General features: G+C 68.7%; 13 protein-coding genes. 6 read left to right on the forward strand and 7 right to left on the reverse strand.

Annotated elements, in window-relative coordinates:
• Positions 1-4 precede the first annotated feature (4 nt).
• The 6 genes from B5Y19_RS09730 to B5Y19_RS26090 form a co-directional block, all read right to left on the reverse strand.
• Positions 5-409, reverse strand: a complete 405-nt coding sequence (locus B5Y19_RS09730; protein ID WP_055728841.1) for an arsenate-mycothiol transferase ArsC — start codon at positions 407-409, stop codon at positions 5-7.
• A gap of 107 nt (positions 410-516) precedes the next feature.
• The gene (locus tag B5Y19_RS09735) at positions 517-1,005 is read right to left on the reverse strand and encodes a UPF0262 family protein (RefSeq protein ID WP_055728785.1); all 489 of its coding nucleotides are present in this window, start codon (positions 1,003-1,005) and stop codon (positions 517-519) included.
• A 37-nt stretch (positions 1,006-1,042) separates the two neighbouring features.
• A complete protein-coding gene (hisD, locus tag B5Y19_RS09740; RefSeq protein WP_055728786.1) occupies positions 1,043-2,335 on the reverse strand; it encodes a histidinol dehydrogenase in 1,293 nt (430 codons plus the stop codon).
• Positions 2,336-2,379: 44 nt separating this feature from the next.
• Complete coding sequence (locus B5Y19_RS09745; RefSeq protein ID WP_055728787.1) at positions 2,380-2,826, reverse strand: DUF2948 family protein; 447 nt, start codon at positions 2,824-2,826, stop codon at positions 2,380-2,382.
• A 45-nt stretch (positions 2,827-2,871) separates the two neighbouring features.
• Positions 2,872-4,161, reverse strand: a complete 1,290-nt coding sequence (gene murA, locus B5Y19_RS09750; protein ID WP_055728788.1) for a UDP-N-acetylglucosamine 1-carboxyvinyltransferase — start codon at positions 4,159-4,161, stop codon at positions 2,872-2,874.
• Positions 4,162-4,218: 57 nt separating this feature from the next.
• A complete protein-coding gene (locus tag B5Y19_RS26090; protein WP_176168599.1) occupies positions 4,219-4,380 on the reverse strand; it encodes a hypothetical protein in 162 nt (53 codons plus the stop codon).
• Positions 4,381-4,829: 449 nt separating this feature from the next.
• On the opposite strand from B5Y19_RS26090, the gene B5Y19_RS09755 reads away from it, so the two are divergent.
• From B5Y19_RS09755 to B5Y19_RS09770, 4 genes are all read left to right on the forward strand, one after another.
• A complete protein-coding gene (locus tag B5Y19_RS09755; RefSeq protein WP_055728789.1) occupies positions 4,830-5,771 on the forward strand; it encodes an enoyl-CoA hydratase-related protein in 942 nt (313 codons plus the stop codon).
• A gap of 153 nt (positions 5,772-5,924) precedes the next feature.
• On the forward strand, positions 5,925-8,228 hold the full coding sequence (locus tag B5Y19_RS09760; RefSeq protein WP_176168600.1) for a putative bifunctional diguanylate cyclase/phosphodiesterase: 2,304 nt from the start codon (positions 5,925-5,927) through the stop codon (positions 8,226-8,228).
• A 103-nt stretch (positions 8,229-8,331) separates the two neighbouring features.
• Entirely contained in the window at positions 8,332-9,783 is a 1,452-nt protein-coding gene (locus B5Y19_RS09765) for an FAD-dependent oxidoreductase (protein WP_176168601.1), read from the forward strand.
• A gap of 11 nt (positions 9,784-9,794) precedes the next feature.
• Positions 9,795-11,252, forward strand: a complete 1,458-nt coding sequence (locus B5Y19_RS09770) for a sensor histidine kinase (protein ID WP_055728842.1) — start codon at positions 9,795-9,797, stop codon at positions 11,250-11,252.
• Between the two features lie 8 nt (positions 11,253-11,260).
• On the opposite strand, the gene B5Y19_RS09775 is transcribed toward B5Y19_RS09770, so the two are convergent.
• Positions 11,261-11,890, reverse strand: a complete 630-nt coding sequence (locus B5Y19_RS09775; RefSeq protein WP_055728792.1) for a S24 family peptidase — start codon at positions 11,888-11,890, stop codon at positions 11,261-11,263.
• A 166-nt stretch (positions 11,891-12,056) separates the two neighbouring features.
• On the opposite strand from B5Y19_RS09775, the gene B5Y19_RS09780 reads away from it, so the two are divergent.
• The gene (locus tag B5Y19_RS09780; RefSeq protein WP_055728793.1) at positions 12,057-12,401 is read left to right on the forward strand and encodes a DUF952 domain-containing protein; all 345 of its coding nucleotides are present in this window, start codon (positions 12,057-12,059) and stop codon (positions 12,399-12,401) included.
• The gene (locus B5Y19_RS09785; protein ID WP_079591396.1) at positions 12,398-13,486 is read left to right on the forward strand and encodes a quinone-dependent dihydroorotate dehydrogenase; all 1,089 of its coding nucleotides are present in this window, start codon (positions 12,398-12,400) and stop codon (positions 13,484-13,486) included. Before B5Y19_RS09780 ends, B5Y19_RS09785 begins: the two co-directional genes overlap by 4 nt.
• Positions 13,487-13,499: the final 13 nt, after the last annotated feature.

The following is a 13,499-nucleotide window of genomic DNA, read 5'->3' on the forward strand; positions in this document are numbered from 1 at the left end:
GGCCTCAGCGCTGCAGGCGCGTCTTGATCCGCCGCATCAGCCCGTCGCGAACCTCGCGATAGGCATCGAGCTTCTGCTCCCGCGAGCCCTGGAACAGGGTCGGATCGACGGTCGGCCAGTATTCGACCTCGGCGGCATGGGTCCGCGTCAGTTCCAGTGCCTTGTGATGCGCCTCCGGCGAGAGCGAGATGATCAGGTCGAAGTTGAGACCCTCCCACTCCTCCAGCTCCTCGATCGATTTCGGCCTGTGCCGGCTCAGGTCGATGCCGATCTCGTCGAGGACCGCGAGCGCGAAGCCGTCCGGCTCGCCCTTCCGGGCGCCGGCCGACTGGACGTAGATCGACTTGCCGAAGAAATGCTTGGCCAGCGCCTCGGCCATCGGCGAGCGCACGGCATTCATCGCGCACATGAACAGCACGCTCTGGACCTTGCGCGGGAGAGACGGCGCATTCTCCGCAGCGTCTTCACGCGAACCGGTCTCCCCATCGCTTGAAGATACTTTGGGCTCCAAACGCATCAGCCCTTCCAGTGCAGGGCGTAGATCAGCGTGAAGAGACGGCGCGCCGTGTCGAAATCGATCTCGACCTTGTTGGCGAGCCGTTCCGCAAGCAGGCCAGCGGCCTCGTCGTGCAGCCCGCGCCGGCCCATGTCGATCGCCTCGATCTGCGCGGGCGTCGCGGTCCGTATCGCGGCATAGTAGCTCTCGCAGACGAGCTCGTAGTCCTTGATGATGCGACGGAACGGGCTGAGCGAGAGATGATGCGTGACGACGGGGGATCCGTCCGCCGCCTTGATCTCGAAGACGAGGCGGCGCTCGACCATGGCGAGATGGGCGAGATAGGGGCCGCCATCGTGCTCCGGCACGGCGAATCGGTTGCGCTCGATCAGGTCGTAGATGGCGACGGCGCGCTCGTGCTCCTGGTCGGGCGAACCGCGCCCGAGCGAATTCTCGTCGAGGGTGACGCCAACCAGGCATTGCCCGTTGGAAGTGGAGACGTCGGACATCGCTCCTCCTGCCGCAGCGCCGCCCGCTTCGCGACGCTCAGAGATTGAGCCTGATCGTCACGGATCGGCCATGCGCCTGCAACCCCTCGGCCTCGGCGAGCTGCGTCGCGGCCGAAGCGAGCGCGCGCAAGCCTTCCGGGCCGCATTTCAGCAGCGAGGTCCGCTTCATGAAGTCGCCGACACCGAGGCCCGACGAGAAACGGGCCGAGCGCGCCGTCGGCAGCACATGGTTGGGGCCGCCGACATAGTCGCCGATCGCCTCCGGCGTATGGCCGCCGAGGAAGATCGCCCCGGCATTGCGGATCAGCCCCGCGAGCCGCTCCGGCTCTGCCGTCATGATCTCGAGATGCTCCGGCGCGAGTCGGTCGACCAGCGGCACGGCCGCCTCGAGATCGGCGACCAGGATGACCGCGCCGAACTCCTGCCAGCTCCTGCCGGCGATCTCGGCGCGCGGCAGCGTCGCAAGCTGGGCTGCGACCGCCTTCTCGACCTCGGACGCCAGCGCCGCATCGTCCGTCATCAGGATCGACTGGGCCGAGACATCATGCTCGGCCTGCGCCAGCAGATCGGCCGCGATCCAGTCCGGATTGGCCGTGCGGTCGGCGATCACCAGGACTTCGGAGGGGCCGGCGATCATGTCGATGCCGACCTGGCCGAAGACGCGGCGCTTGGCCGCCGCGACATAGGCATTACCGGGGCCGACGATCTTGGCGACGGGCGCGATGCTCGGCGTGCCATAGGCCAGGGCCGCGACGGCCTGCGCGCCGCCGATGCGATAGACCTCGTCGACGCCGGCAAGCCGGGCTGCGGCGAGAACGAGCGGATTGGTCTCGCCGCGCGGCGTGGGCGCGACCATGACGATGCGCGGCACGCCGGCGACCTTGGCCGGAATCGCGTTCATCAGCACCGAGGACGGATAGCTCGCCGTGCCGCCGGGCACGTAAAGGCCGACGGCCTCGATCGCGCTCCAGCGCCAGCCGGCCTCGACGCCGGCCGCGTCCTTCACCCAGGAATCCGCCGGCTTCTGACGCTCATGATAGGCGGCGATACGGTCGCGCGCGGTTTCCAGCGCCGCCAGCAATTCGGCGGAACAGGTGGAAACGGCGGCGTCGATCTCGGCCTCGCTGACGCGCAGGGTCTGCGGCGTCAGATCGAGAGCATCGAAGCGGCTGGTGTAGGCGATGAGCGCGGCATCGCCCCCCTCGCGCACCGCGGCGATGATGTCGGCGGCGACGCGATCGACCTCCTCCGAGACCTCGCGCTTGGCGGCGAGCAGCGCCGCAAAGCCATCGGCGAAGCGTGCATCCTTGTCGTCGAGCCTGATCGGCATCGCTGTTGTCCCTGGCAATCGTCGCGAGAAATGGCCGGCCGCGCTCAGGCGCCGTCGGGATGCCCCGGCGTCGCCACCGCTTCCCAGACCGGGCCGAGATCCTTCATCTGGGCCTCGACGCATTCGACCGAGAGACGGATGGCAGCGCCTTCCGAGAAGTGCAGCGTCACGTCGCCGGCCGGGTCCTCGCCCTGGTCGAAGGTGATGGCGAGGAGGTTCAGCACCTTGTCCGGGTCGTTCTTGTCGAGCTTGGCGCTGCGCACCGCGAGCACCCGGTCGAAATGCAGTGCCGCCAGCCGGCGCCGGCGCCGGCCATGCTGCGCGCCTTCCCAGTCGAAGCGGCGCAGCGCGAGCGCGAAGCGCTTCTCGGCCGGCAGATAGACCAGGTCGGCCGCCTTGAGCACCGCATCCTGAAGATGCGCCGAGACGATCGCGAGATCGTCGGCATCGAGCGCGATGAGCTTCAGCGGGTCGGCGGCATCGTCTGACATGATCCCGTTCTGACGAGCCGCCCCGGGAAAATCAACTGTCGAGACTCAACTGCTGATGCGTTCCACCACCGCGCCGCAGCGGGTCAGCTTGGATTCCAGCGCCTCGAAGCCGCGGTCGAGGTGGTAGACGCGGTTGATGGTGGTGTCGCCCTCGGCAGCAAGCCCACCGATGACCAGCGAGACCGAAGCGCGCAGATCGGTCGCCATCACCGGCGCGCCGGTGAGCTTGGCGACACCCTCGACATGGGCGACATCGCCGTCGAGCCGGATCTTCGCGCCGAGGCGGGCGAGTTCCTGCACATGCATGAAGCGGTTCTCGAAGATCGTCTCGCGGATGCGCGAGGTGCCCCTGGCCTTGGTCATCAGCGCCATGAACTGCGCCTGCAGGTCGGTCGGGAAGCCGGGGAAGGGATCGGTGTCGATATCGACCGCGTCGATGCCGTGGCCGTTGCGGCGGACGCGGATGCCCTCATTGGTCTCGTTGATCTCGACGCCGGCCCTGGTCAGGACGTCGAGAGCGGATTGCAGCAGATCGGCGCGCGCGCCTTCGAGCATGACGTCGCCACCGGTCATGGCCACGGCCATGGCGTAGGTCCCGGTCTCGATCCGGTCCGGCAGGACGGCATGATGCGCACCGCCGAGGCGAGACACGCCGGTCACCACGATGCGGGAGGTGCCGGCACCTTCGATCTTGGCGCCCATCTTCACGAGGCAGGCGGCGAGATCGGTGACCTCGGGCTCGCGCGCGGCGTTCTCGATGACGGTGGTGCCCTGCGCGAGGACGGCGGCCATCAGCGCGGTATGCGTGCCGCCGACCGTGACCTTCGGGAAGACGATCTCGCCGCCCTTGAGCCCCTTGGGCGCACGCGCCAGCGCGTAGCCGTTCTCGATCACGATCTCGGCGCCGAGCTTCTCGAGCGCCATCAGCAGAAGATCGACCGGGCGCGTGCCGATGGCGCAGCCGCCGGGCAGCGAGACCTTGGCCTCGCCCATGCGGGCCAGGATCGGCGCGATCACCCAGAAGCTCGCCCGCATGGTCGAGACCAGCTCATAGGGCGCGCAGGTGTCGACGATCTGGCGTGCGGTCAGCGAGATGTTCTGGCCGGTCTCGGCCGACTGGCCGATGCGCTTGCCGGCGACGGTGCGGTCGACGCCGTGGTTCGACAGGATGCGCGAGAGCGCGGTCACGTCCGACAGGCGCGGCACATTGGTCAGCGTCAGCGTCTCGTCCGTCAGCAGGCTCGCGATCATCAGCGGCAAGGCGGCGTTCTTCGCCCCGGAGATCGGAATCGCGCCGTTGAGGCGCTGGCCGCCGGTGATGCGGATCTTGTCCATCGTCAGGTCCTGCTCGGCCGGCCCGGAAGACCCGGCGGCCCGTCGAATTAAGGGAAGTCAGGACCGGGAAGTTTCGGCCTGAACGGGGGGCACCGGCTCCTGCGCTGCCGCCTCTTCCGAGCGGCGAGCGCGGGCCTGGGCCTTGCGGCGCTTCAGGTTCTCGCGGAGCGCGGCGGCAAGGCGCGCCTGCTTCTCGTCCTCGGCTGTCTGGCGGGTCACGGCATCAGCTCGGCGTGGGTGTCTGCGACCTAGGTGTTTGAACGCGGGAACGCGGCGAATTCGCGGCGCTATGGTTAGACCCACATCCGTTTCCGGACAAGCGCCGCCGACCGACGGCACTGTCCCGGGATGCACCGGACCGGCTGTGCCAATACGGGGCACCCGACCGGCCGGATTTCCGCCCCTCCATCTTCGCAGCGCTTCAAAGCCCCCGCAGCGCCACTTTGTGTCCTGCGACGCGCCGCCATCGAAATTTTGTGTCCCGATCCCCGTCCGCACCAGCAGGCCTGGCACTTGCCTGAGAGCGGCCCGGAGCCGGCGCAAAGGCCTGGAGCTGACGTACGGTTATCCGAGAAAGATTAATCCTATTAACCATTTCCGGTTGAACGTGTTTACACTTTGTTAAGCTCGTTTAGGCTGCCGGCATCAGGGAGTTCCGGGGTAGCGTCATGTTGCAGTCCTTGAAGATCGGAGCCGAAACCGTCGCGCCTGCCCTGCTCGAGAGCTGCGAGGTCATCGATGCGATCCGCTACAAGGCCGGCTTCCTGCCGGAGGTGGAGATCGCCTACGAACCGGAGATCAAGACGCTCTGGGTCACGATCCGGCCCGAGCTGAAGCCGGTCTTCACGCTGCAGCTGCTCGACAGCCTGGTGAAGATCCAGAGCGCGATCGTCGCGCTATGGGGCGCTCCCGATCAGTATCACCGCGCCCCGGTTCGGTTCCTCGCCTTCCGCGGAACCGGCCCGTTCTTCACGCTGGGCGGCGACCTCGACTTCTATCTGGACTGCCTGGCGAAGAACGACCGCGCGTCGCTGACCGAATATGCCCGCCTCTCGGCGGAAGGCGCGATCTGGAACTCGGGCGGCCTCAACGGCCTGGTGATCACCCTCTCGACCATCCACGCCAAGGCGATCGGCGGCGGCATCGACGCGCCGCGCTCCTGCAATGTGATGATCGCCGAGGAGCAGGCCTCGTTCGTCTACCCGGAGATCAAGTTCAACCACTTCCCGATCACGGCCGTCGCCATCCTGTCGCGGCGGATGGGGCAGCGGGCAGCCGAGCAGATGCTGCTCTCGGGCGAGGAGATGAGCGCCGCGGAATTCATGGCCGCGGGCGGCCTGGAAGCGGTCGTTCCGGCGGGGACCGGCGAATCCTGGATCCGCAAATATTGCAGCGATGCGCTGCCGATCCACGCCGCCAAGACGGCCCTCTTCACCGCCTTCAACCGGCGCTCCGGCGACCTGCGCGAGGAGCTGACCCATCTCGGGCAGATCTGGACGGATTGCATGCTGCGGCTCAGCCCCAGCGCGATCTCGAAGCTGCAGCGTATCGCCCAGACCCAGGACCGCATGCTGGCGCGCGTCTACCAGCGACACCTGACGACGGTATAATCGACGTCAGTAGTCTTTCGTCGCGATCGATTCACACGAAGCATTTACCTCTGCTGCCATAGAAACCTTTGCTGTCGTGTGGTTTGGACCGCGCGGGCAGGGCCGCGCATGCGGCGAAGGCAGGAGTAGATGGCGGGCGCGCTGAAGCGATCCATGGCCGGCGGGCGCGAGCAGGACGACTCCGTCGACCTGACCGGCTACTCGCTGCTGGTCAGCTCGCTGTTCTCATCCCCGGCGTCGATCATCCCCGGCGGCATCGCCGGGATCCTCACGCCGTTCCTGTGCTGGCTCTCGACCGGCATGGACATCTTCATGAGCCTCACCATCCTGGTGACGCTCATCGTCATCCTGCGGCTGATGACCGTCGTCGCCTATCGGCGGCGCAACCATGCCAATGACAGCTATGCGCAGACCCGGCGCTGGGACCGCGATTATTTCCTCGGCGCCACCGTCTTCAGCGCGGTGCTCGGCTACAGCTGCTATGTCGCGTTGGTCCAGACCGACGACCCGGCCGCGCACATCACCTCCGTGTCCTCGACCATCGCGCTGGCCTCGGGCTATGTCGCCCGCAATGCCGGACGTCCGAAATTCGTCGCCGTCCAGCTGCTGACCTTCTGCATTCCGATGGCGATCGGCCTGATCGCGGCCCATAACCCCTATTATCGCTATATCGGCTACTTCGCCTTCCTCTATGTGGCGGCCAACATCGCGATCACGAACTCGCTGCACCGGAACCTGCTGGCGCTGAGCGACGCGACCAAGCAGTCGAAGGCGCTCGCCTCCGCCCTGCACTCGCAGAACCTCACGCTCGACGCCGCGCTCAATACGATGATCGACGGCCTCGCGATGTTCGACCGCAGCCTCAAGCTCGCGGTCAGCAACGCGCCTCACAGCACCCTGTACGGCCTGCCCGAGACGCTGGCCCTGCCGGGAACGCCGCTGACGGCGATCGCGCGCTTCCTGGTCGAGCGGCAGGTGATCAGCCAGGACCAGCTGCGCGCCATACGCACAGCGCTGACCACGGTGCAGAGCACCCAGCAGGCCACGAGCCACGAGGTCGTCACCCGCAGCGGTCTGGTGCTGGTCGTGACCTTCGCGCCCGCCGCCGAAGGCGGCATCCTGATGCTCACCGAGGATGCGACCGAGCGGAAGGCGACCGAGGCGCGCATAGAGCAGATGGCGCGCTTCGACGAGCTGACCGGCCTGGCCAATCGTTTCGAGTACAACACGCAGATCGCCGACGCCTTCGCACGGCTCGAGCGCACGGGCGAGGCCTTCGCACTGCTCTATGTCGATCTCGACGGCTTCAAGCAGGTCAATGACAGCCTCGGCCACGACATCGGCGACCATGTGCTGATGGAGACCGCCAGCCGCCTGCGCGGCGCGATCCGCAGCAACGACATGCTGGCCCGGTTCGGCGGCGACGAGTTCCTGCTGATCCTGCCCTCGGCCGACCATACCGTAGTGACCGCGATCGCCCAGCGCATGATCAATGCGATGACCCGCGCCTTCGATGTCGAGGGCAAGACGGTCTATGTGACGGCGAGCGTCGGCATCGCCATGGCGCCGCATGACGGCGGCACCCCCGCCGACCTGCTGCGTCACGCCGACACGGCGCTCTACAAGGCCAAGTCGGCCGGGCGGAACACGCTGATGTTCTTCAACCCCGCCATGGCCGAGGAGATGCTGGAACGGCACGAAATCGAGATCGACCTGCGCAAGGCCTGCACGGACGGCACGCTCGAGCTCTACTACCAGCCGATCATCGACCTGAAGACGCAGGAAGTCGTCTCGCGCGAGGCGCTGATGCGCTGGCGCCACCCGACCCGCGGCCTGGTTCCGCCCAACGTCTTCATCCCGATCGCCGAGCAGTCCGGCCTGATCGCGGCGATGGGCGACTGGGCGATCCGCCAGGCCTGCAAGGACGCGGCGAGCTGGGAGCCCGGCATCAGCGTCTCGGTGAACGTCTCGCCGCTGCAGTTCCGCGAGCCGCGGCGGATCGTCAACACCGTGAAGGAGGCGCTCATCACCTCCCATCTCGAATCCCGGCGGCTGATGCTCGAGGTCACGGAATCGCTGCTGATCGAGGACAGCAAGCTGGCGCTTTCGGTGCTCGACGAATTGCGGGCCCTGGGCGTGACCTTCGCGCTCGACGATTTCGGCACCGGCTATTCCTCGCTCGCCTATCTCTCGACCTACCCCTTCGCACAGGTGAAGATCGACCAGAGCTTCTCGCGCGAGGTCCACACCAACGAGGCGTCGAAGGCCGTCATCGAGGCCGTTTGCCAGCTCGCCCGCCGGCTGCAGATGAACGTCGTCGTCGAAGGTATCGAGACCGAGCAGCAGCGCATCGCCGTCCAGTTGCTCGGCGCCCATCGCGCCCAGGGCTTCCTGTTCGGCCGGCCCACGCCGCTGGTGACGATCAAGGGCCCCAACGGCAAGCGCAGCGTCGCCTGACGCGCGACATAGTGCCTCCGGCGGACTTAAGCGCCGTTCGGCCTTGATTCCGCCCGCCGGCCGACGCATCAGCGAAGGGAACGAGAGCGAAGCGGGACATCCGGTGAGCGACGGCACGGCCAAGGCGGCGAAACCCGCCGCGTTGACACCCGACATCTGTGTCGTCGGCGCAGGCGCCGGCGGCATCGCGCTGGCGACGGCGGCGGCGGCCTTCGGCGTATCGGTCGTTCTCGTCGAGAAGGACCGGCTGGGCGGTGGCTCCGGCCCATTGGCGACGCGGGCCCTGGTCGAGGCGGCAGCCGCGGCGCAGGCGATGCGGGCCTCGGGCCGGCTCGGCCTCACAGCCGAGGCGCCGCAGACGAGCCCGGCCCAGCTCCGCGACCATATCCAGCGCACTCTGACGGCGGACACGGCCAATCACAGCGAGGAGCGCCTCGCCGCCCTCGGGATCAGAATCATCCGCGGCGAGGCGCGCTTCGCCAGCCGCAGCACCATCATGGTCGAAAACCAGCCCATCAAGGCGCGGCGCTTCGTCATCGCCACCGGCGCGCGCCCTCGGCCGCCCGCGCTGCCGGGACTCGCAACCGTCCCCTGCCTCGACGTGGACGCGCTGTCCGACCTGACGCGCCTGCCGGAGCGGCCGGTCGTTCTCGGCGGCAACGCGACCGCCGTCGCATTGGCGCAGGCGCTGCACCGCCTCGGCGGCAGGGCCACCCTGGTCGCCCCGGAGAAGCTGCTGCCGGAGCATGACGACGAGGCTGCGACACTGGTTCGACGCCGCCTGCTGCGCGAGGGACTCGCCCTTCACGAAGGCAGCGAGCCGATCCGAGCGGAACGCAGCCGCGCGGGCCTGCGCCTGGTTATCTCCGGACCGTCGGGCGAGGTCGTCATCGACGGCACGCATCTGCTGGTCAGCGATGTGCCGCAGCCGGAGATCGCCGCGCTCGACCTCGAGCTCGCCGGGATCCGCCACGACGCCACCGGCATCACCGTCGACAAGGGTCTGCGCACCGCCAACCGACATGTCTACGCTTTCGGAGCCTGCGCGGGCGGCGCTGCGAAAGCGGGCGCCGACCAGGCGGGAGACGACCATGCCGGCCTGGTCCTGCGCAGCATCCTGTTCCGCCTGCCGGTTCGGATCGAGCCGACGCAGGTTCCGCGCGTCGCCTGGTGCCGGCCCGAGATCGCCGCGATCGGCCTGGCGGAGGACGCGGCGCGGGCCAAGGCCGGCGCGCTCCAGGTGCTGCGCTGGCCCTTCGCGGAAGCGGCCGGCGCCCGCGCCGCCGGCGAGGCGGAGGGCTTCGTCAAGCTCTTCGCCGACCGCAAGGGCCGCATCCTCGGCGTCACCATCGTCGCAGACGGCGCCGGCGAGCTGATCGCCCCCTGGTGCGTGGCGGCCAAGGCCGGAATGACCCTTGCCGAGATGGCCGACGTCGTCATGCCCGCGCTCTCCCGCGCGGACGCCTCGCGCCGCGCGGCACTTTCCACCCATATGGCCTCGACCACCGACCCGCGCCTGCGCCGGCTGATCGGCTTTCTGCGCCGCTTCGGCTAAGATTGGTGTCGATGCATCAGCCCGGCCTGCCCAGGAACAACCTGTCGATCAGTCAGCCGCGTGGCCTGACCCGCCTCGGCCTGTCGGCCAAGCTGCTGCTCGTCACCGTGCTGTTCGTCATGGCGGCGGAGGTGCTGATCTACCTGCCGTCCATCGCGAATTTCCGGCGCAACTGGCTGCACGACCGGATCGCCGCCGCGCAGGTCGCGGCGCTGGTGCTGGAGGGCGCGCCCGAGGATGGACTGCCGGAAGGCAGCGAGAACCGGCTGCTGATGGGCGTCGGCGCCCGGGCGATCGCGGCCCGCGTCGGCGGCGCAAGGCGGCTCCTCAGCCTCGACTCGATGCCGCCGCCGGAGGTCTCCCGCTCGGTCGATCTGCGCGATCTCCACTGGGTGAACGCGATCAAGGAGGCGGTCGCCGTGCTGATCGCCCCCGCGACCATGCCGATCCGCGTCGTCGGCGAGGCGGTCGGCGGCGCCGATTTCGTCGAGATCGTGATCGACGAGGCGCCGCTGCGCCGGGCGATGCTGAAATTCTCCTGGAGCCTGCTGCTGATCTCACTGCTGATCACGGGCCTGACCGCACTCGCTGTCTATATCGCGCTCAATGCGCTGATCATCGGACCGATCCGGCATCTGGCCGCCAACGTCATGGAATTCGAGGCGGAGCCCGAGAATCCGCAGCGGATCATCACGCCCTCGCTGCGCGCCGACGAAATCGGCGAGGCCGAGCGCGCGCTCGCCCGCATGGAGGCGACACTCGCCGAGGAACTGCGGACCAAGAAGCACCTCGCCGAGCTCGGCCTGGCGGTCTCCAAGATCAATCACGACCTGCGCAACATGCTGGCTGCGGCGCAGCTCATGTCGGATCAACTGATCGAGACGCGCGACGCCAAGATCCGCCGCTTCGCGCCGCGGCTGATCGCGACGCTGGGGCGGGCGATCGAGTTCTGCCAGGCCACCCTCGCCTATGGCCGCGCGGCGGAGGCGACGCCGGTCATCCGCGACGTCGGGCTGCGCCAGCTCGTTGCCGAGCAGGCGGAGATGCTCGGCCTGCCCGGCGACGGGCGGCTGCGCTTCGAGAACAATGTCCCGGCCGAGCTGGTCGCCCCCTGCGACCCAGACCAGATGGCACGGGTCCTGACCAACCTGATGCGAAACTCGGTCCAGGCGCTGACGCAGGCGGGGGCGGAGGAAGGCGACCGCCCCTTGCTGACGGTGGCCGGCGGGAACGTGAACGGCTCGGTGGCGCTGCGGGTCATCGACAACGGACCCGGCGTACCCGAGCGGGCGCGCGCCAACCTCTTCCAGGCCTTCCGGGGCTCGGTGACACCGGGCGGCACCGGCCTCGGCCTCGCCGTCGCCGCCGAGCTGGTCCGTCTCCATGGCGGAACGATCGAGCTCGAGCCCGCCACCAGCGGCGCGGTCTTCAAGGTCACGCTACCGCTGCGGCGGAGCAACGGCCACTAGCGCAGCACCTACTGGCTCGCCCAGATCACCCGCGCCATGAAGGCGATCTCGCCCAGATTCAGCACCCGGTCCGGGTGCTCCGGATTGAGCGAGGCGAGTTCGACGGTCTTCGCCGTCTGGCGCTTGAGCTGCTTGGCCAGCACCTCGCCCTCCACGGTCTTGACCACCACGCGGTCGCCGCGCCGCACAGTCGCGGTCGGCGAGACGATGATGGTGTCGCCGTCCCGATAGAGCGGCAGCATCGAATCGCCGGAAATCTCGAGCGCATAGGCCTTCTCGTCGGCCACGCCGGGAAAGGCGACCTCCTCCCAGCCGGTGCCGACCGGGAAGCCGCCATCGTCGAAGAAGCCGCCCGATCCCGCCTGGGCGAAGCCGATCAACGGGATGGTGCGGGCCGGCGCCGGCCCCCGGCGCAGCACCACGCTCATGAATTCGTCGAGGGAGGCCCCCGTCGCCGCCAGGATCTTGGCGATCGATTCGGTCGAGGGCCAGCGCTCGCGCCCGTCCGGGCCGACGCGCTTCGAGCGGTTGAAGGTGGTGGCGTCGAGGCCGGCCTTGCGCGCCAGCCCCGAAGCGGTGAATCCGTAGCGCTGGGCGAGCGTGTCGATCGCCCCCCAGATCTGGTCATGTGACAGCATCGCACGGGCCTCGCTTCGCTCTTGCCGTTCGGCGGGGATCGAATATAGGAAATATACCCTATCATGTGAGATTTCAATCCGATTCTCGCCACATTCCGGCTGCCGCTTGCGGAAACCTCCTGCCAGTGTTTAAGCCGGTGCCCGACATGTGCGTGCGAGATTACCGGTGCCCCTGATCTACAAGATATGCCCTGCCGCCCTCTGGCGAGAGGCGGAGGGGAAAGGCCGCTTCGACGGCGCGCCGGTCGACCTCGCCGACGGCTACATCCACTTCTCGACGGCGGCGCAGCTCGCCGAAACGGCGGCGAAGCATTTCGCCGGGCAGGACGGGCTGCTGCTCGTCGCCGTCGAGGACTCGCGGCTCGGCCCGGCGCTGCGCTACGAGCCCTCGCGCGGCGGCGCCCTGTTCCCGCATCTCTACGCCCCGCTCGACCCGCGCGCAGTCCGGTGGGTAGCCCCGCTGCCGCGCAAGGCCGACGGCCACCACGCCATCCCGGAGGATCTCGCATGATCGGCAGCCTGTTCAACCTCGCCCGGCCGCTGATCCATCGCATGGATGCGGAGACGGCGCATCGCCTGACGGTCGCTGCGCTCGCCGCGGCGCCGTCCCTGAAGCCCGCCGCCGACGACCCGGTTCTGGCAACGGAAGCCTTCGGCCTCCACTTCCCGAATCCGGTCGGCCTCGCCGCCGGCTTCGACAAGAACGCCGAGGCGATCGACGGCGCGCTCGGGCTCGGCTTCGGCTTTGTCGAGGTCGGCGGGGTCACGCCGCTGCCGCAGCCCGGCAACCCGCGGCCCCGCGTCTTCCGGTTGACGGAGGACGAGGCCGTCATCAATCGCTACGGCCTCAACAGCGAAGGTATGGACGCCGTCGCCAGGCGGCTCGAGGCCCGTCGCGGCCGCGGCGGCCTGGTCGGCGTCAATCTCGGCGCCAACAAGGAATCGGCCGACCGGGCCTCCGACTACGCCGTCCTCGCCCGCCGGCTGGCTCCGCTCGCCGATTTCCTGACGATCAACGTCTCCTCGCCGAATACGCCGGGCCTCCGCGACCTGCAGGCCGAATCCGCGCTCGACGACCTCGTGGCGCGCACGCTGGTGGCACGCGACGAGGCGGCCGCCGGCGGCAAGCGCACGCCCGTCCTCGTCAAGATCGCCCCGGACCTCACCATGCCCGAGCTCGACGGGATGGTCGCGGTCGCCCGCAAGCGCGGCATCGACGGCATGATCGTCTCGAACACGACGGTCACGCGCCCGGCCAGCCTGCGCAGCGCGGCCAAGGCCGAGACGGGCGGGCTCTCCGGCAAGCCGCTCTTCACCGCCTCGACCCGCATCCTGGCCGAGTCCTTCCTGCGCGTCGAAGGGCAGTTCCCACTGATCGGCGTCGGCGGCGTCGATTCGGCCGAGACGGCCTTCGCCAAGATCCGGGCCGGCGCGACGCTGGTGCAGTTCTATTCGGCGATGGTGTTCAAGGGGCCGGCGCTGACCAAGGACGTCAAGCTCGGCCTCGCCGCGCAGGCGCGCCGCGCCGGGCTGACGCGCCTCACGGCGCTGGTCGGACGCGACGCCGCTGCGATCGCCCGTGGCGAGGGGTTGTAAGGCGCGAGAGCCA

Source organism: Allobosea thiooxidans, from assembly GCF_900168195.1.
GTDB classification, from domain to species: domain Bacteria; phylum Pseudomonadota; class Alphaproteobacteria; order Rhizobiales; family Beijerinckiaceae; genus Allobosea; species Allobosea thiooxidans.